At 71.1% G+C, this 22,605-nt stretch carries 18 protein-coding genes; 7 read left to right on the plus strand and 11 right to left on the minus strand.

What is annotated here, in order from left to right:
* Positions 1-4 precede the first annotated feature (4 nt).
* Both ABZ016_RS08910 and ABZ016_RS08915 read right to left on the minus strand, forming a co-directional pair.
* The gene (locus ABZ016_RS08910) at positions 5-211 is read right to left on the minus strand and encodes a DUF397 domain-containing protein (RefSeq protein ID WP_356915844.1); all 207 of its coding nucleotides are present in this window, start codon (positions 209-211) and stop codon (positions 5-7) included.
* A complete protein-coding gene (locus ABZ016_RS08915; RefSeq protein WP_356915845.1) occupies positions 208-1,050 on the minus strand; it encodes a helix-turn-helix transcriptional regulator in 843 nt (280 codons plus the stop codon). Before ABZ016_RS08915 ends, ABZ016_RS08910 begins: the two co-directional genes overlap by 4 nt.
* Positions 1,051-1,171: 121 nt before the next feature.
* Between ABZ016_RS08915 and ABZ016_RS08920 the strand changes: the two genes are divergently transcribed.
* From ABZ016_RS08920 to ABZ016_RS08935, 4 genes are all read left to right on the plus strand, one after another.
* Positions 1,172-1,615 carry an ATP-binding protein gene (locus tag ABZ016_RS08920; RefSeq protein WP_356915846.1) on the plus strand — a complete coding sequence of 148 codons (444 nt, stop codon included), beginning with the start codon at positions 1,172-1,174 and terminating at the stop codon, positions 1,613-1,615.
* Between the two features lie 128 nt (positions 1,616-1,743).
* The gene (locus tag ABZ016_RS08925; protein WP_356915847.1) at positions 1,744-3,357 is read left to right on the plus strand and encodes a serine/threonine-protein kinase; all 1,614 of its coding nucleotides are present in this window, start codon (positions 1,744-1,746) and stop codon (positions 3,355-3,357) included.
* Between the two features lie 49 nt (positions 3,358-3,406).
* Positions 3,407-5,560 carry a DEAD/DEAH box helicase gene (locus ABZ016_RS08930; protein ID WP_356915848.1) on the plus strand — a complete coding sequence of 718 codons (2,154 nt, stop codon included), beginning with the start codon at positions 3,407-3,409 and terminating at the stop codon, positions 5,558-5,560.
* Positions 5,561-5,835: 275 nt separating this feature from the next.
* Complete coding sequence (locus ABZ016_RS08935) at positions 5,836-7,008, plus strand: hypothetical protein (RefSeq protein WP_356915849.1); 1,173 nt, start codon at positions 5,836-5,838, stop codon at positions 7,006-7,008.
* A 26-nt stretch (positions 7,009-7,034) separates the two neighbouring features.
* Here ABZ016_RS08935 and ABZ016_RS08940 read toward each other — a convergent pair whose 3' ends face one another.
* From ABZ016_RS08940 to ABZ016_RS08955, 4 genes are all read right to left on the minus strand, one after another.
* Positions 7,035-8,960 (minus strand): DUF262 domain-containing protein, encoded by a 1,926-nt coding sequence (locus ABZ016_RS08940; RefSeq protein ID WP_356915850.1) that lies wholly within the window; start codon positions 8,958-8,960, stop codon positions 7,035-7,037.
* 106 nt (positions 8,961-9,066) lie between these two features.
* Positions 9,067-9,930 carry an alpha/beta hydrolase gene (locus ABZ016_RS08945; protein ID WP_356915851.1) on the minus strand — a complete coding sequence of 288 codons (864 nt, stop codon included), beginning with the start codon at positions 9,928-9,930 and terminating at the stop codon, positions 9,067-9,069.
* Between the two features lie 134 nt (positions 9,931-10,064).
* Entirely contained in the window at positions 10,065-12,107 is a 2,043-nt protein-coding gene (gene fusA / locus ABZ016_RS08950) for an elongation factor G (RefSeq protein WP_356915852.1), read from the minus strand.
* Positions 12,108-12,440: 333 nt separating this feature from the next.
* Positions 12,441-12,836: a DUF6223 family protein gene (locus tag ABZ016_RS08955; protein WP_356915853.1), complete on the minus strand. Its 396-nt coding sequence runs from the start codon at positions 12,834-12,836 to the stop codon at positions 12,441-12,443.
* 230 nt (positions 12,837-13,066) lie between these two features.
* On the opposite strand from ABZ016_RS08955, the gene ABZ016_RS08960 reads away from it, so the two are divergent.
* Positions 13,067-14,194, plus strand: a complete 1,128-nt coding sequence (locus ABZ016_RS08960) for a sensor histidine kinase (RefSeq protein ID WP_356915854.1) — start codon at positions 13,067-13,069, stop codon at positions 14,192-14,194.
* Positions 14,191-14,850 (plus strand): response regulator transcription factor, encoded by a 660-nt coding sequence (locus ABZ016_RS08965; RefSeq protein WP_356915855.1) that lies wholly within the window; start codon positions 14,191-14,193, stop codon positions 14,848-14,850. The genes ABZ016_RS08960 and ABZ016_RS08965 overlap by 4 nt, the downstream gene beginning before the upstream one ends.
* A 35-nt stretch (positions 14,851-14,885) precedes the next feature.
* On the opposite strand, the gene ABZ016_RS08970 is transcribed toward ABZ016_RS08965, so the two are convergent.
* From ABZ016_RS08970 to ABZ016_RS08990, 5 genes are all read right to left on the minus strand, one after another.
* Positions 14,886-15,800 carry a YceI family protein gene (locus tag ABZ016_RS08970; RefSeq protein ID WP_356915856.1) on the minus strand — a complete coding sequence of 305 codons (915 nt, stop codon included), beginning with the start codon at positions 15,798-15,800 and terminating at the stop codon, positions 14,886-14,888.
* A gap of 142 nt (positions 15,801-15,942) precedes the next feature.
* Positions 15,943-16,779 carry an NAD(P)H-binding protein gene (locus tag ABZ016_RS08975; protein ID WP_356915857.1) on the minus strand — a complete coding sequence of 279 codons (837 nt, stop codon included), beginning with the start codon at positions 16,777-16,779 and terminating at the stop codon, positions 15,943-15,945.
* A 25-nt stretch (positions 16,780-16,804) separates the two neighbouring features.
* Positions 16,805-17,920, minus strand: a complete 1,116-nt coding sequence (locus ABZ016_RS08980) for a maleylacetate reductase (RefSeq protein ID WP_356915858.1) — start codon at positions 17,918-17,920, stop codon at positions 16,805-16,807.
* Positions 17,917-18,786, minus strand: coding sequence for an intradiol ring-cleavage dioxygenase (locus ABZ016_RS08985; RefSeq protein ID WP_356915859.1), 870 nt, complete (start codon positions 18,784-18,786; stop codon positions 17,917-17,919). The genes ABZ016_RS08980 and ABZ016_RS08985 overlap by 4 nt, the downstream gene beginning before the upstream one ends.
* 57 nt (positions 18,787-18,843) lie before the next feature.
* A complete protein-coding gene (locus tag ABZ016_RS08990; RefSeq protein WP_356915860.1) occupies positions 18,844-20,592 on the minus strand; it encodes an FAD-dependent monooxygenase in 1,749 nt (582 codons plus the stop codon).
* A gap of 184 nt (positions 20,593-20,776) precedes the next feature.
* Between ABZ016_RS08990 and ABZ016_RS08995 the strand changes: the two genes are divergently transcribed.
* Complete coding sequence (locus tag ABZ016_RS08995) at positions 20,777-22,537, plus strand: helix-turn-helix domain-containing protein (protein ID WP_356915861.1); 1,761 nt, start codon at positions 20,777-20,779, stop codon at positions 22,535-22,537.
* Positions 22,538-22,605: the final 68 nt, after the last annotated feature.

Raw genomic sequence — 22,605 nt, forward strand, 5'->3', positions numbered from 1 at the left:
CGGTTCAGCGCTCGACGGCCGTCCGCACGAAGCCACTCCATGCTTCGGGGTTGAATGCCAGCCTGGCCGCTGCGGGCTGCTTCGAGTCCCTGACGAGGACGGCTCCGGGGGCTGCGGCGACCTCCACGCATTCGCCACCGTTGCCTGTGCTGTAGCTGCTTCTGATCCAAGCGGCCTCGGGCACAGCCGCCTTGCTGTGCTGCACGCTCATGTGTCTCCCATCAGTTGCTCGATGAACGCCACTGACTCGCTCGGTGTCAGCGCCTGTGATCGGAGGATGCCATAGCGCGCCTCAAGCGTGCGCACATATGTCGCGTCGGTGTAGAGGCGGCTGAGATCCTGTACTTCCGCGTACGCCAGGCGTTGCCCATTGTCGACGTCGATCAACGAGAACGGGCCGCTCAAGGCGGCGTTGTCCTCCCGCTCGATCGGCATGACCTGCACCTCCACGTTCCTAGACTGGCCGGTGACGAGGATTTGTTCCAGGGTCTCGCGCATGACTTTCGGACCACCGATCGGCCTGCGCAGCACCGCCTCCTCGATCACGAAGCTCAGCAAGGGTGCAGGACGTCGGCAGAAGATCTTCTGGCGCACCATGCGTGCCTCAAGTCGCTGTTCGATCACATCGTCCTCCAGCAACGGCCGCTGCATGTGGAAGACGGCACGTGCGTAATCCTCCGTCTGCAACAGACCCGGCACTGCATACACCGCATAGACACTCAAGGCCGTGGCCCTGGCCTCCAACCGAGCCATGTCCCGGAAGAACGCCGGATACTGAGCCTTCTCCACCTCCTCCTTCAGCGCCGTGAGCACCCCACCCACCCCCAGCACCTCGTCCGCCTTCTCGATGAACTGGGGCTTCGGGATCCGCCGCCCCTGCTCGATCGACGCCACCGTGTCCGCCGAGTAGCCGAGCCGCTTGCCGAACTCCGCCCGTTCCAGCCCCGCCTGCGTCCGCAGCAGCTTCAACTGGCGCCCGAACGCCGTCACCACGCCCGTCCCCGGCTCGTCCTCCGGCCTCTGCTGCTGTCCGTCCCTCACCTCGGTCATCGCCTTACCGCCTCTCCCCCGCGTACCGACCCGTACAGCGCCCGCGCGCACCTCGTACAAAGGCCCGTAAGCGGCGCGTCACCACTGGTCACGCTAGGCCACCGCACGCCACGGTGAGTACATGACCGCAACACAATCACCCGTCACGGTGCACCAGTTCACGATGCGCTTCAGCTCCACCCCGCGAGGTGCCCGTCTCGCCCGCCGCATGTGCGAGCACTGCCTCGTCGCCTGGGGCGTCCGGTACGACAGCGACGCCCACGACGCGATCACGCTCGTGGCCGCGGAGCTGTGCGCCAACGCGGTACAGCACGGACACGTCGCGGGCCGGGACTTCCAGGTGCACCTGACGGCATCCCCGCCGGCCCGCACCGTACGGGTCGAGGTCACCGACACCCGTGGGGAGAGCCTCCCCCTCCTCCCCACCGACCCGTCGCCCGACGGCGAGGGCGGGCGCGGTCTACTGCTGGTGGCGGCGCTCGCCGACCGCTGGGGCTGTTCGCCCCGCGCCGGGGGCGGGCCCGGCAAGACCGTCTGGGCGGAGTTCACGGCTTACCCCGCCTGACCTGATCACGCAACCGGAGCCACGCAGGTTGGACGCGATCGCCCTCACCCGGAAGACTGATCCCGGACCACATCGAACACCTCTGAAGAAGTCTTCGGAAACTCGACGCGGGCGGGGGCCAGGACCAGGTGCCGGACGGACGACGGATCGCAGGGCGTTACGAACTGCTTGAGCAGTTCAGTCACGGCGGCATGGGGGACGTGTGGCGCGGCTACGACGCCGTGCTGGACCGGCCGGTCGCCGTGAAGCTGATCCGTCCGCAGGCCGTGACGTCGCCGCACCTGGCGGAGGAGTTCGAGAAGCGGTTCCGGCGCGAGGCGCGGGTCACCGCCCGCATCCAGCACCCGGGCGTGCCCCAGGTGTTCGACGCGGTGCTCGACGAGTCGTACGAGCAGCTGTTCCTGGTGATGGAACTGGTCGACGGCGTGCCGCTGACCACGTACGTGCACCCGGACCGGCCGCCGCTCCCGGTCAGCTGGGCGGTGGCCGTTGCGGCGCAGGTCGCGACCGTGCTGTCGTACGCGCACGACGTGCCCGTCGTCCACCGTGACCTGAAGCCGGGCAACATCCTGGTCGCCCGGGACGGCACGGTGAAGGTGCTGGACTTCGGCATCGCGGCGATTCTCCGCACGGATGTCACCAAGCTGACCGCGACGGGCAGCCCGGTCGGGACGCACCAGTACATGGCGCCGGAGCAGGTGCGCGGCGGGCGGGTCACGCCGCGCACCGACCTGTACGCGCTCGGCTGTGTGTTGCACGAACTGCTCTGCGGACAGACGCTGTTCAGCGGCGACAGTGAGTGGCAGCTGATGATGCAGCACGTCAACGCGGCCCCGGTGCCGCTGCGCGGGCTGCGGGCCGATGTACCGGAAGCCCTGGAGGGCCTCGTCCTGCACCTGCTGCGCAAGGCGCCCGAGGCACGCCCGGCAGACGTGCAGGAGGTGTACGAGCGGCTGCGGCCCTTCCTGCCGGTGCCCGGCGAGGAGTCCGAACCCGAGGTGGCGGGGCTCGCCGGGGCACCCGACCCGACCGGCATCTTCCGGCGCCCCTACGCGCCCCGTTCACGCACCGGCACCGCGAGCGCGCAGGCGCCCGTGTCCGCCGCCGGACCGGACGCGGCGCCGCCCGTCGTCCCCGCGGCCGAGCGGGAGGCGCTGCGGGAGCAGATCCGCGAGGTGCACGCTCACTACCTGGCCCTGATGGAGGAGGAGCGGTACGCGCAGGCCGCCGAGGTGGTGGGCGAGATGATCGAACCGGCCGCACGGGCCCTCGGCTCGGAGAACAAGGCCGTTCTGCGGCTGCGTACGCGGCAGGCGGTCAGCCGTCAGCTGGCGGGCGACCACCGGGCCGCGCTGCCGGAGTTCGAGGCGCTCGCCGACGCCTACGCGCGGGTGAGCGGCCGGAGCAGCGAGGAGGCCCTGGAGTGCCGGGCGCAGGCGGCGCGCTGCCGTGGCGAACTCGGCCAGGTGACCGAGGCGCTGGCCGGGCTGCACGGCGTGCTCGACGCCGTCCGCGCCGTCGACGGCGACGTGAGCGAGAACGCGGTGGAGCTGCGCCGGGACATCGGCATGTTGCTGCTCGCACAGCAGCGGGCCGCCGACGCCTTCACCGTCCTGGAGCCACTGCACGCGGACCTGTGCGTGGTTTATGGCCCGGACGACGAACTCACCGCCGAGGTCGCCGAGACGCTGGCCGTGATCCGTCTGGATCTCGATGGTGGCGGAGCCGGTTCCCCTCCCTGACCTGCTCCTTCCTCTCACCGCAGCCCGCCCGTCCCACTAGGATCCCCGCATGCCGCAACTCGCCTTCGACATCGGCTTCTTCGCTGAACTTCCCAAGCTCCAGCCGCCGGTCAGGAAGGGCGTCCTGGACGCCTGGGAGAAGTTCGGCCGGTTCACCCTGGACCAGCTCTTCAAGGACCCGGGGCTGAAACTGGAGAGCCTGACGAAGGCGAAGGACAAGCAGATCCGGACGATCCGCATCGACCAGTTCTGGCGCGGGGTGGTGCTGGCGCCGCCCTCCGGGGACACGTTCGTCCTGCTGCGGGTCATGCCGCACGACAAGGCCATCGCCTGGGCACTGAAGCAGAAGTCCAGCATCAACGAGGTGACGCGGGCCGTCGAGATCCGGGACGCGGCGACCCTCGACGAGATCACGCCGGCGTACGAGCGGGTGGCCGAGACCTCGTCGAAGGAGCGGTTGTTCGCGAAGTTCTCCGACGGGGACCTGAAAGCGCTCGGCATCGACGACGAGACACTGCGGCAGGCCCGTTCGCTGGTCGACCAGGAACAGCTGGACGTCTTCGCGCCGCTACTGCCGCAGGACCAGCGGGAGGTACTGCAGTACCTCGCCGCGGGCTGCACGGTCGAGGAGGTCTGGCAGGACATCGTGGCACCCGCCCTGCAGGCGTCCACGCAGCCGGTGGACACACGCGACTACGAGACGGCGATCCGGCACAGCCGGGCCCGCATCGCGCTGGTGACGGCTCCGGAGGAGCTGCGGGACATCCTCGAGAAGCCCTTCGCGGCCTGGCGGGTCTTCCTGCACCCCTCGCAGCGGAAGGTGGCCTACCGGGCGTCGTACTCGGGTCCCGCGCAGGTCACGGGCGGTCCAGGCACCGGTAAGACCGTCGTCGCGCTGCACCGGGTGAAACACCTGCTCGGCCACCTGCGCGAGGGTGACCGCATCCTCCTCACCACCTACACCAACGCGCTCGTCAACGCGCTCCGGGCGGGGCTGGAGTCCCTGGTGGACGACCCGGAACTGCGCGAACGCGTGGACATCTCAACCGTCGACGGCTTCGCGAGCCGGGTCGTCGCGGAGGCACCGGACGCGGTACCGCTGCGGCCGCTGATGAGCAACGAGGAGGTGAGCCGCTGGGGCAAGGCCGCCAAGGCGACGGGCTTCACCGGCAGCGCGCAGTTCCTGGCTCAGGAGTATCGGCACGTCGTCCTGGCGCAGGGCATCACCACCCTGGCCGAGTACGAGGCGGCGGACCGGCGGGGGCGGGGCAGCCGGCTGACGGCCGCCGAGCGGCCGCTGGTGTGGGAGACGGTGGAGCGCTTCACGGCCGGCCTCGCCGCGGACGGGGCCCGGACCTGGCTGCAGACGTGCGCGGAGGCCGCACGGCTGCTGGAGGAGAAGGGACCGCCGTACCGGCACGTCGTGGTGGACGAGGCGCAGGACCTGCACCCGGCGCAGTGGCGGCTGCTGCGCGCGGCCGTCCCGGCCCGCCCGGACGACCTGTTCATCGCGGGCGACCCGCACCAGCGCATCTACGACTCGAAGGTGTCGCTGAAGTCGCTCGGCATCAAGGTGACCGGGCGGTCGGTGAAGCTGCGCAAGAACTACCGCAGCACCCAGGAGATCCTGCGCTGGTCCACCGCCCTGCTGATCGGCCGTCCGATCGCCCAACTGGACGACGAGGGCCGTCGCGACACCCTGCTCGGTTACCGCTCCGCCCTCCACGGCGACGGGCCCGTCGTACGGGACGCGCCGACGGAGGAGGTCGAACTGGACATGCTCGTCGACCAAGTGAGGGCGTGGCGGGACGCGGGTGTGGGCGCCGGGGAGATCGGGGTGAGCGCCCGCTTCAACAAGACGTGCGCGAAGGCCGTGGCGCGTCTGAAGGACGCCGGCGTTCCCGCCGCCACACTGCGCGCCGCCGACATCGCCACCGGGGACGGGACGACGGCCGTGCGGGTCGGAACCATGCACTCGTTCAAGGGCCTGGAGTTCCGCTGCGTCGCGGTCATCGGCGTCACCGAGGACGCGCTGCCGTTCCCGAAGGCGGTCACACCACCCGAGGTGGACACCAAGCAGCACGAGACGGACATGCTGTCGGAACGCTGCCTGCTGTTCGTAGCCTGCACGCGGGCTCGCGACAGCCTGTACGTCTCCTGGTCCGGCAAGCCGAGCCCGTTCCTGGCGGAGGCGGGGGTGTGAAGCGAGGGGCCTGCTGATCTGGTGATGCCGCCACGATTCAGGCAGACTCTTCACCAGTTTTTCACGTCCGCACGCGAACGTGGAACAGGTTGATCGCCACCCTTGACGCCTCAGCAGCCGACGTTGACGGGTGGCGCACGACCACCGGATCAGGGCGGGGCACGGCGATTCCGTGCAGCAGTAGGGGGCCGATCGTGAGTTCTGAGGACGCACAGTTCCTGGGGGTAAAGGTCCTGGAGAGCATGCGCACCCATGTCCGCTGGACTCTGCAGAGGATGTCCGAGCCGGTGTCCTTCTCCTGCAGCCAATGCGGGCGCGTGACCACGGACGTCGTGGTCGCGATCAAGACCACGAGTGCGGGCAGAAAACACCCCCACTGCGCAGACTGCCATCGGCAAAGAGTCACCAACGCGACCGGGGGCCGCGAGGCTGATTCCACGACCGGAGCCGGCGCCGCGCCTCTTGACGATATTGAAGAGGCAAAGACCTCAGGGCTCGACCAGGTGGTGCTTGTCCGGCAACCGGATCCGGGCCAACCTCATGACGTGGTCGAGACGACCTCCGAACTCCAGTGGACGTTCGTGATCCGTCGGCGTCACCTGGACCAAGGCCAGTGTCCACTGCCCGCGCAGGCCGCACGCCGGATCCGGACAGCGAAAGTGGTGCATCTTCACGACGGCCGCGCCTTCCCCACAGTGCTGCTTGATTCCCTCCGCAAGAAGGTCACCAAAGAGCACCTCCGAGGGATCCGCTGGCCGCGGGCGGAACTCATGCCGGGCACACGGATCACGGCCAAGCTCGACCGGAGCAGGCTGCGCCTGTTCCTCACTCCGCTGGAACGTCCGGTCTTCATCGCGAAAACGAGGTTCCCTTACGAGTACGACCCCCGCATCATCGCCCGTGAACTCCCCACCAGCCTGACGTACAGCCCGGCTGGTGTCGGTGCGTCACTCGATGTGCTGGTGCAGGCGACGATCCGCAAGCTCGGCTATCTGGACGCGGCGGGCAGCGCGCTGCTGCCGGTGGAGAACCTGATCCGCGGGGTTCGAAGCCGTGGCGCATCCGGACAGTACTCAAACGACGCGATCCGGGCTTCGGTGAACGGGCTCATCAACCGAAAGCGCCTCACCTGGCGAACGGGAAGCTGCGCGGCCGACGGCGTTCTCCACTTTCCGGCCCGTCCGGGCGAGAGAACGGTCCGTCTCGTCTGCTACACGCCCTTCGTACTGCCCAAGCCGAAGAATCAACGGGTCGTACATCTGCCGAGCGCCTCTTCCCGGCACGGCGTGGCCGGGCACCTGATGAAGATCGAGCACCTGGGCAAGCAGGCCAGCGATACGGCCCAAGCCGCGTACGCCGAGGCTCACCGGAGCGCGGACCTTACCAGAACTCACAAGCTCCCGAAGGGACACACCTACGTCAGGCCGCATGAGCGCGGAGGCGCATAGGCGGGGCGGAAGAGAAGTGCTGTCCGCTACCGAATGCTCTGCAACAGCTGCCCCGTGGCAGTGACGGTCCAGAACGACCAGCCGTTGCGGTTCGGATTGACGTGCGGGTTGAGGGCGTGCACCACGGCGACTGCCGCCCCGCTGGGAGTCTCGTAGTCACCGCGACCAGGACCTGAGGGAATGGTCACCGTGCGGGACGAGGGGTCGTAGTAGGCCTGGGTACGGCGGCCCTCGTAGACCGCGTGGATCTCGACCCCCTGCTCGGTACGGAGCTTTTGCACCTCTGCCCCGACCAGAGTGGGTGCGGCCGGGTCCTCCGCGATCAGCTCCTCGTCGGCGGGCAGCTCGTCGGTGTCCCGGTGGGCGGCCTGCGCGTCATAACGGGGAAGACCCAGCAACTCGTTGAGGACATTGGCCAGCGAGCGCCTGCGTGCGGCCAGGAAGTCGGGAAAGCGGTCGAGGGACCACAACTCCGGCTCCTCGGGGATCCACTGTTCGGCCAGACGTTCCGAAGCGATCTCCGTCATGTACTGGTCGGGCAGCCTTGAGGAGATCATCTTGTTGGTCTGGCCGGTAATGAAGGCCAGGTTGGCGAGGCTGTTCCACTCCTCCTTCGCGTACGTTCCCTGGACCCGGGCGCGCGGAAACACGTGGTGGAACTCGATGTTGGCACCCGTGTTCATGGGCTGGTCACTGATGGCGATGTTGGTTGCCCAGTCCCGTGCCGTGCCGCGGAGCGCGGCGATGTAGAGCAGCTTGAAGAAGGGGTGCGTGGAGTACTTCTGCTCCAAGTCCCTCGGGTGCAGTGCGCTGTCCAGAGACCGCGTGCCGGAGGCCCGGCGGATGAGCTCGGCGAACAGGCCCTCTCCCTCGCGCGATTTGATCAGCCTGGCCTCCGCATCGAGCTTGCCCTCGACCTGCAGGGAGTAGTGGCTGAACGCCATCGCCGTGTACACCCAGCGGCGCAACAGCTGGGCCTCTCCGGGGCGGAGCTTGCCGTTCCGGTGGTGCAGCAGCAGGGCGGGCACGATCGTGACGTTCGGCGACGAGAGAACCTCGGACCGGGGGACCGAACACTCGCTCTTCAGGAAGTCGATGGCGAAGCGCAGGGCCCTCTCCGTGTCCTGCCAGGCCTCCTTCAGCGCGGCTTCGTCCACGTCCGCCCCGATGAGCTTGATGTGATGGGCGCCGGTTCCCGCCAGGAGGCTCATGAGGCGCAGGACGGCTTCCCGGTTCAGGGGGAAGTTGCTGTCCTGCAGTTCCTGGTGGAAGGAGTCCATGGTGTCCAGGCCGTCGGCCCAGCGAGCCGCGATGGCGCTGTACACGAGATCGCCCTTGGAAAGCCGCCGGCCGCCCTTGTTCAGCCGGGCGAAGAGCTCGGCGACCTCCTCGTAGTCGTCGGACTCGTAGGTGATGACGGCGATCTGGTGATGCCGGATGTTGTTCACCTTCTGCATCCGCCGGGTCCAGGCGTCGAAGTTCGGATCGTCGAGCGGCACCCCCGCCTTGAGCAGGACCTGGTAGAACTGCACGTTCTCCTGGAGAAGCGTCGATACCGGGATCAGCAGCGGATCCTTGCGCTGTACGGCGCTCGGGTTGACGAACTCCTCGGTCCGCACGTCGAAGCGCAGGTCGATGAGCCGGCCGTCGGCCTTCGACTCAGGCCGGTACACCCAGGCGAGGGAGGACAACCGCTGTTGTCCGTCCAGCAGATAGAGAGGCTGATGCTTCGACTTGTCGGCCTGGACGACGGCGGCAGTCTTGAAGGGGACTGTCAGGTTGGTCTTCCAGAGCAGCAGGGCACCGACCGGGTAGCCCCGGTAGAGAGAATCGAAAAGATCACGTACGTCGGGCCTCATCCAGACGAAGTCGCGCTGGATGGAGGGAATGACGACCCTGCCCTGCAGCAGGTTGTCGACCTGAGAAATGATCTTGTCGTTTTCCAGCCCCATGCTGCCGCCCCCAACCTGCGAGTGATCTACACCACCCAAGATAACTGTCGTCACCGCCACCGGTCTTGTCCGCAGTACTCCCCTGGCCACGTCCCGTCATCGGAGTTCACTGACCGCTGACGCTACCGGCCTCGTCCAGAAAGGCCGCCAAGGCGCTGACGAACCGCTGCGGACCGTCGAGCCAGGGAAAATGCCCGGCCCCGTCCTGCACGGCCAGTTCAGCCCTCGGGAAGAGGCCCGCGTACTCCTTCATCACTCGCGCGGGCCCCGCCACGTCGTACTCCCCGGCGAGGACGAGTACTGGCGAAGGAGACCCGGCGAGTGCGGCCCTGGTCGTGTCGGGATCGAAGGCGCCGTCGGAGGCGTACAGGGCCGCGGCCTCGTCGTTGCGCTGGTGCTCCTCCGCCGCGCGGAACGCCCGCGCCGCGTCGTCCCAGCGGCCGTACCAGAACGGGGCGACGGCGCCCCAGTCGTCCGCCGTCGCCCGGCCGGACGTGATCGCCTCCAGGGACGTGTACGCCGGGGCGAACCAGGGTTCGTCCCGGCGCAGGCGTGCCGTCTCCAGCCGGTCCTCGGCCGTGATGCCGAGGCCGACGGCGAAGACGCTGGGCGTGACGAGGGCGAGCCGCGCCACGCGGTCCGGGTGCCGGGCCGTGTACAGCGCGGCCAGGTTCGCACCGGCCGAGTGAGCGAGCAGGTCCATCCGCTCCAGCCCCAACTCCTCGCGCAGCGCCTCGACATCCGCGACCTGCCGGTCGCAGCGGTACGACGCCGTGTCCCCCGGTACCGCGGACCGGCCGGTGCCCCTGAGGTCCAGCCGAATCAGGGTGCGGTGGGCTGTCAGGCCCCCCAACTCCCCCAGATACACGGAGTCCTGCATGGGACCCCCTGGGAGGCAGACCAGGGGCGGGCCGTCGCCCGTCACGTGGTAGGCGAGGGTGGTGCCGTCGGAGGCGGTGAAGGTGGGCATGATCGCGAGGTTGGCAGGAGGCGGTGTCCGGGGCAACCGGAAATCCACCGGGGCGGAGTACGGCGTGCCGTCCACGGTGTGTCGGCCCCCTGAGGGACACCGGCCCCTCCTCTTCCGGAGGGGCCGGCGCCGTACTACCGCACCGGTGTCACGACCGGCGCCGGCGCGTACCCGGTAGGCCGGGTCGTGAAGGTGCCACGCCCCTGGGTTCGGCTGCGCAACCGGGTCGCGTAGCCGAACAGTTCGGCCAGCGGCACGGTGGCGGTGACGACCGCGGCGCCCGCGCGGGTCTCCGACCCGGTGACCTTGCCGCGCCGGGCCGCGAGGTCGCCGAGCACCCCGCCCAGCGCGTCCTCGGGCACGGTGACCGTGACCTCGACGACCGGCTCCAGCAGGACCATCGCGCAGGCGCGCAGAGCCTGACGGAGGCCGAACCGGCCGGCCGTGCGGAACGCCGTGTCCGAGGAGTCCTTCACATGCGTCGAACCGTCGGTGAGCGTGACGCGCAGCCCGGTCACCGGGTGCCCGCCGAGCGGGCCCTCGGTGAGGGCGTCACGGCAACCGGCCTCGACCGCGCGGACGTACTCCTGCGGCACGCGTCCGCCGACCACGGCCGAGCGGAACTCGAACCCGCCCTCCGCGAGCGGCTCGACATCGAGGACGACATGGGCGAACTGCCCGGCGCCGCCATCCTGTTTGACGTGCCGGTACACCAGTCCGGACACGCCCCGGCCGACGGTCTCGCGGTAACTGACCCGGGGGCGTCCGACGTTGACCGCCAGCCCCAGCTCGCGCCGGAGCTTCTCCACCGCCACCTCCAGGTGTAGTTCCCCCATCCCGGACAGCACGGTCTGCCCGGTCTCCGGATCGGTCCGTACGACCAGCGAGGGATCCTCCTCGGTGAGCCGCGCCAGCCCCGACGCCAGACGGTCGGTGTCACCGGCCCCGCGGGACTCGACCGCGACCGACACCACCGGCTCGGGCACACCCGGAGGCTCCAGCAACAGCGGGGCGTCCGGCGCGCAGAGGGTCGAGCCGGCGCGGGCCGACTTGAGCCCCACGACGGCGACGATGTCCCCGGCGACCGCCCGGTCCAGCGGGGCGTGCCGGTCGGCCTGGACGCGCAGGATCCGGCCGATCCGCTCGGTGCGTCCCGCGCTCGCGTCCCACAGGGTGTCTCCCTTCTCGATCGTCCCGGAGTAGATCCGCAGGTAGGTCAGCCGTCCTGTAGGGGTGGCGTGCACCTTGAACGCGAGGGCGGCCGTAGGCGCCGTGGGGTCGGCGGCCCGCTCCTGCTCGTCACCGTCGGCCGTGCCCCGGACCGGCGGCACGTCCAGCGGCGACGGCAGGTAGGCCACGACCGCGTCGAGCAGCGGCTCGACCCCGCGGTTGCGGTAGGCGGAGCCGCACAGCACGACCACTCCGGCACCGTCCCGGGTCAGGTCCCGCAGCGCCGCGGAGAGGCTCCGCTCGGAGAGCGTGCCGGTGTCGCAGAACTCCTCCAGGGCGCCCGGATGGAGTTCCGCCACGGTCTCCTCCAGCACCCGGCGGCGTGCGAGGGCTTCGTCCCGCAGGGCGTCCGGCACCGGCGCGTCCTCGAAGGCGTCGCCGTCGGACCACAGCAGGGCGCGCATGCGGACGAGGTCGACGACACCGGTGAAGGTGTCCTCCGAGCCGACCGGCAGTTGCACCACCAGCGGCGCCGGATGCAGTCGCTCCCGGATCGACGCGACGGCCGCGTCGAGGTCGGCACCGGCACGGTCCATCTTGTTGACGAAGGCGATCCGCGGAACCCCGTGCCGGTCGGCCTGCCGCCACACCGACTCACTCTGCGGTTCCACCCCGGCCACCGCGTCGAACACGGCCACCGTCCCGTCGAGGACCCGCAGCGCACGCTCGACCTCGTCGGCGAAGTCGACGTGCCCCGGGGTGTCGATCAGGTTGATCCGGTGACCGTCCCACGCACAGCTCACGGCCGCGGCGAAGATGGTGATGCCCCGGTCCCGTTCCTGCGGGTCGAAGTCCGTGACGGTGGTGCCGTCATGGACCTCGCCCCGCTTGTGCGTGGTTCCGGTGGCGAACAGGATCCGTTCGGTGACGGTGGTCTTGCCGGCGTCGACGTGGGCGAGGATGCCGAGGTTGCGGACGACGGCGAGCGGGTTGTGGTGAGTGCGCACGGCCCAGGGCCTTTCGAAGCGTTCAGAAAAGGGGCAGCGCGATTTCGGGGCGAGCAGGGCAGGGCACCACAAGGCCCTGCCGTCTTGTCAGGGTCCCGTGGTCTCAGACGTTCGTCCCGGTCATCCGGCACCGGCCGCGCAGCGGGCACCGGAGCGACGAGGACACGAGGATCACCTCGTAGCGCGACAGGGAGACGGTGACAGCGGTGTGGTCACGCATGGCCGTCTCCCTTCGTTCGTCACGACGGTGCGCGCCCGCTCAAGTCGTGGGCGGCACTGGATACTCGGTGAGTGTAGGGAAGCGCAGCGGAACCGGGCCAGGGATTATTCCTCTCAGGAGGGCCCGAACTCCCGCTCGCGTTCGTAGCCGTCGGCGGTCCGCTCAGCGCGTCGGGACCGGGTGAGAGCGCGCCTGCCGAAAATCACGGCGATCAGCCCCAGCGGGATGGCCGCGACGGCCCCCACCATCCCGTTGCCCGTGCCCGGGCCACCGCTGGAGGTGGCCAGATGCAGCACCGCGAGGGCCACGCAGACCAGGCCCACCGCCATGGCTGTCATGGCGCCGGTGCGCGCGTTGCCGGTGCTGATGCGGCCGGCGGCACGTGCCACGGCCAGCCGGCCGATGACCACGCCGATCAGACCTACGCCCAGGGCCAGGTTGGCCCCTGTCCGCCCGTCACCGATGGCTCCGCCCTCAGCGGCCACCATAAGGACATCTGTTGCGCTCATGCCACTCTCCTCGTTCTGGCGCGGGGAAGCCGCGGTGTCGTCGGGCCTCGATCGTGACTGCCGGCCGCGCCGCCGGTCGTCCGGCGGGCGCGGTCTTTTCGGACTGCCGCCGGCAGGGCAGTCGGCTGCCGCGTCTGCGGCAAGCGGCCGACGAGTACCGCGGGCGTGGTAGCCGGTCGCTCCTCCGTGGGCGGGACTCGCCCGCACCGGCGTCCGGCTAGGGTGCGCGCATGGACACAGGGGGTTTTCGTGTCCCGGCCGGTGCCCTGGACTGGGCGATCGCCGTCGGCGTGGCGGCACTGCTGCTGGGGACGGGGTTGTCCGGGCAGCACCCGGCTGGGGAGCGTGAGCTGGTCGGCGCCGTACTGGCGGCGGCGGGCGGCCTGACGCTGGTCGCCCGTCGGAGGGCTCCGATTGCCGTGCTGGCCGTCACCGGTCTGTGCGCGGTGGGGTACGAGGCGGCGGGAATCGAGGTGCTCGCCGTCTCGTATCTGATCGCGGTGTACGGCGCCGTGCGGGCCGGGCACCGTGCCCTGACGGTAGCGGCGTCCGTGTCCCTGCTCGTCGTCCTCCCCCTCACGGCGCTGGTCTTCCGCGAAGGGCCGGCGCGCCAGGCGTTCGCGCAGGCCCGGAACGTGCTGGAAATCGCCTGGCTGATCGCCGCGTTCGCCGCCGGGGAGGCGTTGCGGCAGGCCGAGCGGCGGGCGGACGAAGCCGAGCGCACCCGGGAGGAGACCGCGCGGCGCCGCGCCGACGAGGAGCGGCTGCGCATCGCGCGGGAACTGCACGATGCGCTCACCCACCAGATCTCGGTCATCAAGGTGCAGTCCGAGGTCGCCGTCCATGTCGCCCGCAGGCGCGGCGAGCCGGTGCCCGAGACGCTGCTGGCGATCCAGAAGGCCGGACGGGAGGCGACCCGGGAGCTGCGCGCGACCCTGGAAGCCCTGCGCGACGACGACCCGACACCGCCGCAGAGTCTCGAGCACGTACCGGAACTCGTGGAGCGCGCCGGTTCGATGGGTCTCGACGCGACGCTGACGATCGAAGGGCCCCGGCAGGACGTGCCGGCCGCGGTGGGACGGACCGCCTACCGCATCATCCAGGAGGCGCTGACCAACACCGCCCGGCACGCCTGCGCCACCATCGCGGCGGTCCGCATCACCTATGAGCCGGACGCCCTTGTCATCCAGGTGGACGACGACGGCAAGGCCACCCCCGATGACGCCCCGCCCCCCGGCCTCGGGCTGCTCGGGATGCGCGAACGCGTCACCGCTCTCGGGGGCCGGCTACGCGCGCGACCGCGCACCGGACACGGTTTCACCGTCCGAGCCGAACTCCCTGTGGAGCGATCCTCATGATCCGTGTCCTGCTGGTCGACGACCAGCCGCTCATCCGCAGTGGCTTCCGCGCGCTGCTCGATCTCGAGGACGACATCGAGGTCGTGGCCGAAGCCGCCGACGGCGAAGAGGGGTTGGTGCTCCTCGAGGAGCACCTGCCCGACGTCGCACTCATCGACATCCAGATGCCGGTCATGGACGGTATCGAGGCGACCCGGCGCATCGCCGCGGACCCGTCCCTGGCCGGTGTGCACGTCGTCATGCTGACCAACTACGGCATGGACGAGTACGTCTTCGACGCGCTGCGCGCCGGTGCCGCCGGGTTCCTGGTCAAGGACATCATGCCGGAGGACCTCCTGCACGCGGTACGGGTAGCCGCCCGTGGCGACGCTCTGCTCGCCCCTTCCCTCACCCGCAGGCTGATCCACCGGTACGTCACCCAGCCACCCCCGGCCACCAGTACGGCGCTGGAGGAGCTGACCAGCCGTGAACGGGAAGCGGTCGCCCTGGCCGCACAGGGCCTGTCCAACGACCAGATCGCCGGCCGCATGGTGATCAGTCCGATGACCGCGAAGACCCATATCAACCGGGCCATGACGAAACTCCACGCCCGCGACCGCGCTCAACTCGTGGTCCGCGCCTACGAATCCGGCCTGGTCACCCCGCGCCACCGCTGACAGCCGGGACAGCGGTGGCGGAGATACGGTGGTTCCTATTCCGGCGGGGTCGGGGTGTCGTGGGTGCGGTACATCGCCTGGACGTCCAGCTCCAGTTGGACCGTCGGGCCGACCACCGCGATGCCCCGGGCCAGCATGGAACGCCAGTTCAACGTGAAGTCCTCGCGGTGCAGTTCGGCCGTCGCGAGGGCCGCGCAGCGCAGTTCCTGGCCGTAGCCGCCGTTCACGGTGCCGAGGTACGTCGTGTCCAGCGAGACCGAGCGGCTGACGCCGTGCATGGTGAGGCTGCCCAGCAGCGACCACTTGCTGCCGCCCCGGTAGGCGAAGCGGGTGCTGGTGAAGTCGATGTACGGGAAGCGTTCGACGTCCAGGAAGTCACCGGACCGCAGATGGTTGTCGCGGGTGGTGTTGCCGGTGGTGATGCTGGAGGCGTCGATGCGGACGCGCACCCGGGATTCGGCCATGTCATGGGCGATCTGGATCCCGCCCTCGAAGCGTTCGAAACGGCCGTGGACATGGGCCATGCCGACGTGCTTGGCGATGAACCGGATCGCGGTGTGCGGCGGGTCGAAGAGCCAGGTGCCGGGCGTCGGCAGCTGGAGCGCCTCGGCCGGTCGCAACCAGACCCGCTCGGTGGGCGTCGGAGTGCCTGTCGAGATCTCGATGGTCTCGCGGTGCGGCTGGAGGCCCTCCGCCGCGATCATCAGGCTGTACCGGCCGGGTGGCAGCGCGGCGAGGAAGTAGCCGTACGGGTCGGTCGTCCCGCGGGCGGCCACCCGGTGGGTGTCCAGTGCGGTGACGGTGACGTCCGCGGCGGGCAGGGGTGAGCCCATCGGGTCGACGACCTCGCGGGTCACGGCGCCGGCGCCGGACGGGAGGGGGAGGGCGAGGCCCGCCGCTGCGGCGGAGGTGCCCTTGAGCCACCGGCGCCGGAGCAGTGCGAGGGCCATGTGGTTCACCTTTCTTCGGGTGGCACGGCCGCGCGGCGGCGTTCCGCCGACGGCCGCACCCTGTTGCGGTCACACCCCCTTTGTCGATCTTGCCGGACCGGGCTCGGACACAGGTGTCTCAATACGAGACAGTCAAGAGGGTTTACGGCCTGAATGCGTCGGCGTGTGCGGCGGCCCACTGGGCGAAGGTCCGGGCCGGGCGGCCGGTGACCTTCTCGACGGTGTCCGAGACCGTACGGCCCGCCTCGGGGGTGTTGCCGTACACCTCGAGCAGGAAGCCGATCACGTCCTCCGGCAGGTACGCCGCCCGCCACTCCGCGACGGCCTGCTCCTCGGTCAGCTCGACGAGGGCGATCTCCCGGCCGACGGCGGCGGCGACGGCCGTCACCTTGTCGCCCACGGTGAGCACTTCGGGGCCGGTGATCACGTACTCCTGGCGTCCGTGTCCCTCCTCCGTGAGCGCGACCGCGGCGACGGCGCCGATGTCACCCTCGTGGACCATGGCACTCAGCCTCGAGACGAACGGCTCCCGCACCTCGCCCGAGGCGACGATTCCGTCCGCCCACTCCAGGGCGTTGGCCATGAACTCGACCGGCATGAGCACGGTCCAGTCGATGCCGTCGTCGGCACGCACCGCGTCCTCCAGCGGGGTGGGCCCGCCGCCGTGCAGCACGGTGATCCGGCGGACACCGGCCGAGCGGGCGAGTTCCAGGATCCGCGGGCCGGTCTCCAGCGGGGTGAAGGAGGCCCCGCCGAAGGTGATCAGGTGGAGGCCGGTGACGCCCTCCAGGGCCGGTGCCAGCGTGCCGGGCTCGGTCAGATCCCCCTCGGCCACCTCCACCCCGGCCGGGAGACCGGCCTTCGTGGCGTCTCGTGTGAGGGCGCGCACCTCGTGGCCCCGGGCGAGCAGTTCGGCGACGACCTGGCGGCCGACGGTTCCGGTGGCACCGGTGACGAGGATCTTCTGCGTCTGTGTCATGCCATGACGGTAGGAAGCCTTGCGGTCAGCCGGTGTCCGCGATCCGGAGCCCGGTGGTGTCCGGCGGGCCTCCTTCGTACGCCGCGAGCAGCACGGCCCGGGCCCCTTCCGCCGTCACCGGGCGGGGGTTGGCGTACGGCTCGCCCGCGACGCGGTCCGCCGCCGGTGCCACATCGTCTTCCCGCAGGCCGAGTTCGGCGAGCGAACGGGGCGCGCCGAGGCGTCCGGACAGTTCCCACAGGGCGCCCGGTACGTCGTCCGCGTCGAGTGCCCGGCGCAGCACGGTCAGCGCCTGTGGGACGGCGGGGGCGTTGTGGGCGAGGGCGTAGGGCAGCACGACGGTGTGCGTCTCGGCGTGCGGCAGCCCGTACGTGCCGCCCAGCACGTGGCACAGCTTGTGGTGCAGCCCCATCGTGGTCGCGCCGAGGCAGGCGCCGCACAGCCAGGCCGCGTACAGCGCCCGGCCGCGGGCCTCCAGGTCCTTGGGGCCGGCGGCCAGTCGCGGCAGCGCCTCGGTCATCGCCCGCACGCCCTCCTCGGCCATGACCGAGACCAGCGGCGAGGCGTCCGGGGCGTACAGCGCCTCGACGGCGTGCGCCAGCGCGTTGACGCCGCTGGTCACGGTCAGCGGTACGGGCAGGGAGAGGGTGAGCCGGGGGTCGTAGACGACACTGCGGGGCTGCACGACGGGGTCGCGGCCGGTGCGTTTGGCGCCGTGCTCGGTCAGGCCCCAGACCGGGGTCATCTCGGAACCCGAGTAGGTGGAGGGCACGGCGATCAGCGGCAGACCGGTGCGCAGGGCGATCGCCTTGCCGAGCCCGATCGCGGAGCCGCCGCCGACCGCGACGCACCCGTCCGCCCCGGCGGCACGTACCGCGGCGACGGCCCGGTCGGCGTCCTCGACGGGTACGTGCATACGGGCCTCGGCATGCAGCCCGGCGCAGGAGTCGCCGAGCGCGTCGGCGACCGCCCGGGCGACGCGCTCGCCCCGGCTTCCGCACACCACGAGCAGCCGCCGCAGACCGAGGCGCGCCGCCTCGCCCGGGGTCGCGGTGACGGCCGCGCCGGGCCGGAAGACGACGCGTACGGGCCGCGTCTCGTAGGAGAAGTCGCTCTGGAAGAAGTCGCCCGGCGCGGTCATGACGCCCGCTCCAGGACGAGGTCGAACCGGGCCTGCCGGAAGGGGTTCGCCACGCCGAACTCCCGTGCCAGGGAGGCGTCGTCGGTGGTCGCGAAGTCCTGGACCAGGCTCCGCCGCACGGCGAACACCGCGTCGGAGTCGAGGTAGTCGCCCCCGGCCACGAAAATGTGCGTGGTGACGGGCGTGTGTCCCTCGGCGGTGGCGATGAAGTGGATGTGCGCGGGACGGTACGGGTGCCGCCCGGTCGCGCGCAGCAGGTCGCCGACGGGGCCGTCGGTGGGGATCGGGTACGGCGCCGGGACACAGGTGCGGAACCAGAAGCGGCCCTCGGCGTCCGCGGTGAACAGTCCGCGCCCGTTGCCGGCGGGCTGGACGTCCGGCTGCTGGACGTCGTAGTAGCCCTTGTCGTCCGCCTGCCAGACGTCGACGGCGGCGCCCGGCAGCGGTGTGCCGTCCTCGGACAGGACCCGGCCGCTGACGACGCACGGCTCGCCGCCGCCGACCAGGTCGATGTCGTCGCCGAGGGCGCGGACCGGGGACTCGGTCATGTGGAAGGGGCCCAGCACGGTCGACTCGGTGGCTCCGGGCGTGTGCCGGCCGTGGACGGTCTCCAGGAGCATGGACAGGCCGAGCACGTCCGACAGCAGGATGAACTCCTGCCGGGTGTCGGTGCAGGCCTGCCCGGTCGCTGTGAGGAAGGCGATGGCGCGCTCCCACTCCTGCTGGGTGAGCCGGGTCTCGCGCGCGAAGTCGTGCAGATGCCGGACGAGGCCGGTGAGCAGCTCGCGCAGCCGCGGGTCGGCGGTCGCGCCGAGACTGGCGACCGCCTGCTCGGTGACACTGGTCCCGGTCGCGTCGGTGGTCATCCCGGCTCCTCGTCGTCGACGTCCGCTGCTTCCGTTTCCCGTTCCATGATGGCGCGCTCAGGCATGTCCGAGGATCCGCCGGAGCGCGTCGGCGAGCAGTGCTCCGGCGTCCGGGGCGGCGCCGGCGTGCCGGAAGGCGACGAAGCCGTCGGGGCGGACGAGCAGGGCGCCCGTGTCGGAGATCTCGCTCAGCCGCGCCCAGTCCCCGTACGGGTCCTCGTACTCCTGTCCCGGGCCGATCACGACGGTGGCGATCTCCAGGTCCTGGGCCTCGGCCGCCCGTACCCAGGCCTCTCCCCCGATGCCGGTCAGCAGGGTGAAACGGCCCCGGCCGACAGTGTCGAGGGTGGAGAGCGTGCGGGTGCCGGAGGTGATCCAGGCGTGCGGGAGCCGGGCGCCGGGGCGGGAGGACGGCTGGTGGTGCAGCTCGGGGTCGCGGGCGAAGCCGGGGTCGGGCGTGCCGTCCGGGACGATCGCGGCAGAGCTCTCGGCCGGATAGCGCTGGTTGAGGTCGACGCCGTGGGCGTTGAACTCGTACACCTTGAAGGCGATCGCCTCGCGCAGCGCGGCGCGCTGCTTCTCGGCGGCCTCGCCGGTGTCCTTCCGGGCGGCGATGTTGGCCCACAGCTGCTCGGGGGTCTGCGGGGAGAGCCCGTCGAGCGCTTCGAAGACCGGGGCTGTCTCGCGGATGGACTGGTTGGCGCGGGTGACGATCTGCCGGCCGATGGGCGCGCGTTCGGCGGTGTAGCTGTCGAGCAGCCTGGGGTGGGCGGTGCCGTCGAGGACCAGTTTGAGCTTCCAGGCCAGGTTGTAGGCGTCCTGGATGGAGGTGTTGGAGCCGAGGCCGTTGGACGGCGGGTGGCGGTGCACGGCGTCGCCGGCGCAGAAGACACGGCCGTCGGCGTACCGCTCGGCGTACATCTCGTTGACGGTCCACGCCGAGGACGACTTCACGGTCACCGGGATCTCGTCGTCCCCGACGAGCCCCCGGACGATCTCCTCGGCGTACTCGGTGGTGAGGTCGGGGGCGCCCGCGGTGACGTCGTAGCCCCACACGATCAGCCACTCGGTCCAGGGTCGGACACAGCGCACCAGGCCCGCGCCGATGCCGCCGACGGTCGCGCCGGGTGCGAGGACCCAGTACAGGGTGGAGGGGCGGTGGGCGGTGTACCGGGTGAGGTCCGCCTCGAAGACGATGTTGATGCTGCCGGCCACGCCCATCTGGCCGCCCATCGGCAGCCCGGCGTCCGCGGCGACCTTGGAACGTCCGCCGTCGGCGCCGATCAGGTACTTGGCGCGGATCTCGTACGTGTCCCCGCGCAGCCGGTCCCGGACGGTGGCCGTGACACCGTCGGCGTCCTGGTGGTGCGACAGGTACTCGGTCTCGAAGCGCAGCCGGGTGCCGCGGGCCACGGCCGCGTTCACGAGGACCGGCTCCATGAGGTGCTGCGGCATGTCGCACATGCGTGTGGGGCTGGCGAGTTCGTGTGCGGCCTGGACCAGCGGGTCGTTGCCCCAGGAGCGCACCCGGCCGAGTTCCTCGCCCGCCAGGCTGGTGCAGAACGTCGTGTTGCCCATCAGGTGCTGCGGGGTGGCCTGCGCGACGACGTCCTGTTCCACGCCGAGGTCGCGCAGCACCTCCATGGTGCGCTGGTTGGTGATGTGCGCGCGGGGCGTGTCCGCGAGGCCGGCGTAGCGGGTCACCACGAGGTTGGGCACGCCGTAGGTGCTCAGGGCGAGCGCGGCCGAGGCACCGGCGGGGCCGCTGCCCACGATCAGGACGTCGGTCTCGACGACGGTGGACACGGGGGTGCTCCTGCGGGAGAAGTCGGGGCTGATGTCAGGGTTGACGTAGAGCGTTCATGATCATGTGACGGCCGGGCACGCCGCGGGTGTCTCATTACGAGACACCTCTCACCGAGGCCGATGTTCCGCCGCCGGGAGCAGCAGATGTTGGCTGTTCAACCGAACCCGCTACGGTGTGCATGCCGTGACCACCACAGAGCCCTCCCCCGCTGCCACCGCCCGGCCCTCGCTGCGTATAGCCCGCGAGCGGTTCCTGTCGGGGCGTCCGCTGCCCGGCGGCGTTCCCGAGGAGGTCGTCGCGGCGTGGCGGCGGGCGCGGTTCTTCGGAGTGCCGCACGACCTGCCGGAACCGGCCGCCGCTCCTGTCCGGCCACCGGAGTCGGCGCTGCTCATTGCCGCCCGGCCGGTGCTCGAGAGGATCGTCCCCGCGCTGGGCGCGGACCGGTCGCTCCTCCTGCTGACCGACGAGCGACTGCGCGTGCTGTGGACCGCGGGGAGCATGCCCGGGCTCGACGCGTGCTCCGTCCTCGCGGAGCAGGAGGTCGGAAACAACAGCGCGGCCCTCGCCCTGCGCACCCGGCGCCGGGCCGAGGTGCACGGGCCCGAGCACTTCCTCGACCGCTGGCAGGAGGTGTCCGCCGTGAGTGTCCCGGTGCTCGGGCCGGAGAGCGGACAGGTGCTCGGCACGGTGACCGTCGCGTCGCGGCTCGCCGCGCGTGCACCCCATCCGCAGGCGGCCCTCGCGGAGGCCGCCGCCGCGGCGGTCGAGACGGAGTTGCGGGCGCGGGCGGGGCGGGCGGAACGGGTCCTGCTGGACGCCTATCTGCGCGGGGCCGTACCTGCCGGACCGGCCGGCGCCGGCCGCGAGGCGGACGGTGCCGCGCGCGGGCCCGACCGGGCGGTGATCGCCCTGGACGGTCGCAATCGCCTGATCAGCGAGGGGGCGCAGCGGATGCTGACACCCGAGGTGCTGGAGGCCCTGGAACGTACGGCGGTGAGCGCGCGGCACGCGGAGGTACGGGCTGAGGCCGAGCTGCCCGACGGCTCGGGGTGCGCCGCGCGGGTCACCCCCGTGCGTCTGGACGACGGCACGGTCACCGGGATCGTCGCCGTCCTGGAACCGGTCGGCGACCCCACGCCGCCGGCCTCGCCGCGCCCGGCCGTCGCCCTCACCGGCTCCTCGGTCCCGTGGCGGCACACCGTCGCGCGTGCGGTGGAGCTGATGCGGTCCCCGGAGCCGGTTCTGCTGACAGGTGAGAGGGGCACGGGCAAGTCCGCGCTGGCCCGGGAACTGCTCGGCTCGGCGGCGGTCCATGCCGTCGACGCGGCGCAGGACGCCGGGCTCGACCGGACCCTGCCGGCCTGGGGGGCCGATCGCCCGCTCCTGCTCCGGCACGCCGAGCGCCTCGCCCAGCCCGGCGTGGCTGCGCTCAACTCCCTGCTCGACACCCGCCCGGACGCCCGGCTGCTGGTCACCTACACGCCCGGCGCGCCGGTGGGCCCCTGTCTCCAGCGGCTGCTGGACATACTGTCCGCCCGCTCGGTGATCCTGCCCCCGCTCCGCGAACGCACCGAGGACATACGGGAGCTGCTCCCGGCCCTGACGCCCCGCCCGGCGCCCGGGCGACCGCCACTGACCTGGACCCTGGACGCCCTGCGAGCGCTCGAGCGCTACGCGTGGCCCGGCAACGTCACCGAGCTGGCGCATGTCGTCCGGGCCCTGGCGGAGCACCGGAGGGCATCGGGGCCGGTCCGCCGGGCGGAGCTGCCGGACGCCGTGCGGGAAGGCCCGGCCGCGCGGCCCCTCAGCCCGATGGAGCACGCCGAACGCGCCACGATCCTGGAGGCCCTGCACCGCCACGGCGGCAACAAGGCACGCGCGGCGGCGGCACTCGGCATCGGCCGGGCGACCTTGTACCGCAAGCTGCGGGGTTACCGGGAGTGAGAAGCCGCTTCGGCGAGCAGGCAGGCAAACAGCTCGGGCGGGCCGGGATGCTTCCCGACCCGCCCGAG

It is taken from the genome of Streptomyces sp. NPDC006372 (assembly GCF_040612515.1).
Lineage (GTDB): Bacteria > Actinomycetota > Actinomycetes > Streptomycetales > Streptomycetaceae > Streptomyces.

What these genes read in the sequence shown, in the direction of transcription:
- ABZ016_RS08910 (WP_356915844.1), bottom strand. Translation starts at nt 211, where the DNA reads ATGAGCGTGCAGCACAGCAAGGCGGCTGTGCCCGAGGCCGCTTGGATC.
- ABZ016_RS08915 (WP_356915845.1), bottom strand. Translation starts at nt 1,050, where the DNA reads ATGACCGAGGTGAGGGACGGACAGCAGCAGAGGCCGGAGGACGAGCCG.
- ABZ016_RS08920 (WP_356915846.1), top strand. Translation starts at nt 1,172, where the DNA reads ATGACCGCAACACAATCACCCGTCACGGTGCACCAGTTCACGATGCGC.
- ABZ016_RS08930 (WP_356915848.1), top strand. Translation starts at nt 3,407, where the DNA reads ATGCCGCAACTCGCCTTCGACATCGGCTTCTTCGCTGAACTTCCCAAG.
- ABZ016_RS08935 (WP_356915849.1), top strand. Translation starts at nt 5,836, where the DNA reads ATGTCCGAGCCGGTGTCCTTCTCCTGCAGCCAATGCGGGCGCGTGACC.
- ABZ016_RS08940 (WP_356915850.1), bottom strand. Translation starts at nt 8,960, where the DNA reads ATGGGGCTGGAAAACGACAAGATCATTTCTCAGGTCGACAACCTGCTG.
- ABZ016_RS08945 (WP_356915851.1), bottom strand. Translation starts at nt 9,930, where the DNA reads ATGCCCACCTTCACCGCCTCCGACGGCACCACCCTCGCCTACCACGTG.
- ABZ016_RS08955 (WP_356915853.1), bottom strand. Translation starts at nt 12,836, where the DNA reads ATGAGCGCAACAGATGTCCTTATGGTGGCCGCTGAGGGCGGAGCCATC.
- ABZ016_RS08960 (WP_356915854.1), top strand. Translation starts at nt 13,067, where the DNA reads ATGGACACAGGGGGTTTTCGTGTCCCGGCCGGTGCCCTGGACTGGGCG.
- ABZ016_RS08965 (WP_356915855.1), top strand. Translation starts at nt 14,191, where the DNA reads ATGATCCGTGTCCTGCTGGTCGACGACCAGCCGCTCATCCGCAGTGGC.
- ABZ016_RS08970 (WP_356915856.1), bottom strand. Translation starts at nt 15,800, where the DNA reads ATGGCCCTCGCACTGCTCCGGCGCCGGTGGCTCAAGGGCACCTCCGCC.
- ABZ016_RS08975 (WP_356915857.1), bottom strand. Translation starts at nt 16,779, where the DNA reads ATGACACAGACGCAGAAGATCCTCGTCACCGGTGCCACCGGAACCGTC.
- ABZ016_RS08980 (WP_356915858.1), bottom strand. Translation starts at nt 17,920, where the DNA reads ATGACCGCGCCGGGCGACTTCTTCCAGAGCGACTTCTCCTACGAGACG.
- ABZ016_RS08985 (WP_356915859.1), bottom strand. Translation starts at nt 18,786, where the DNA reads ATGACCACCGACGCGACCGGGACCAGTGTCACCGAGCAGGCGGTCGCC.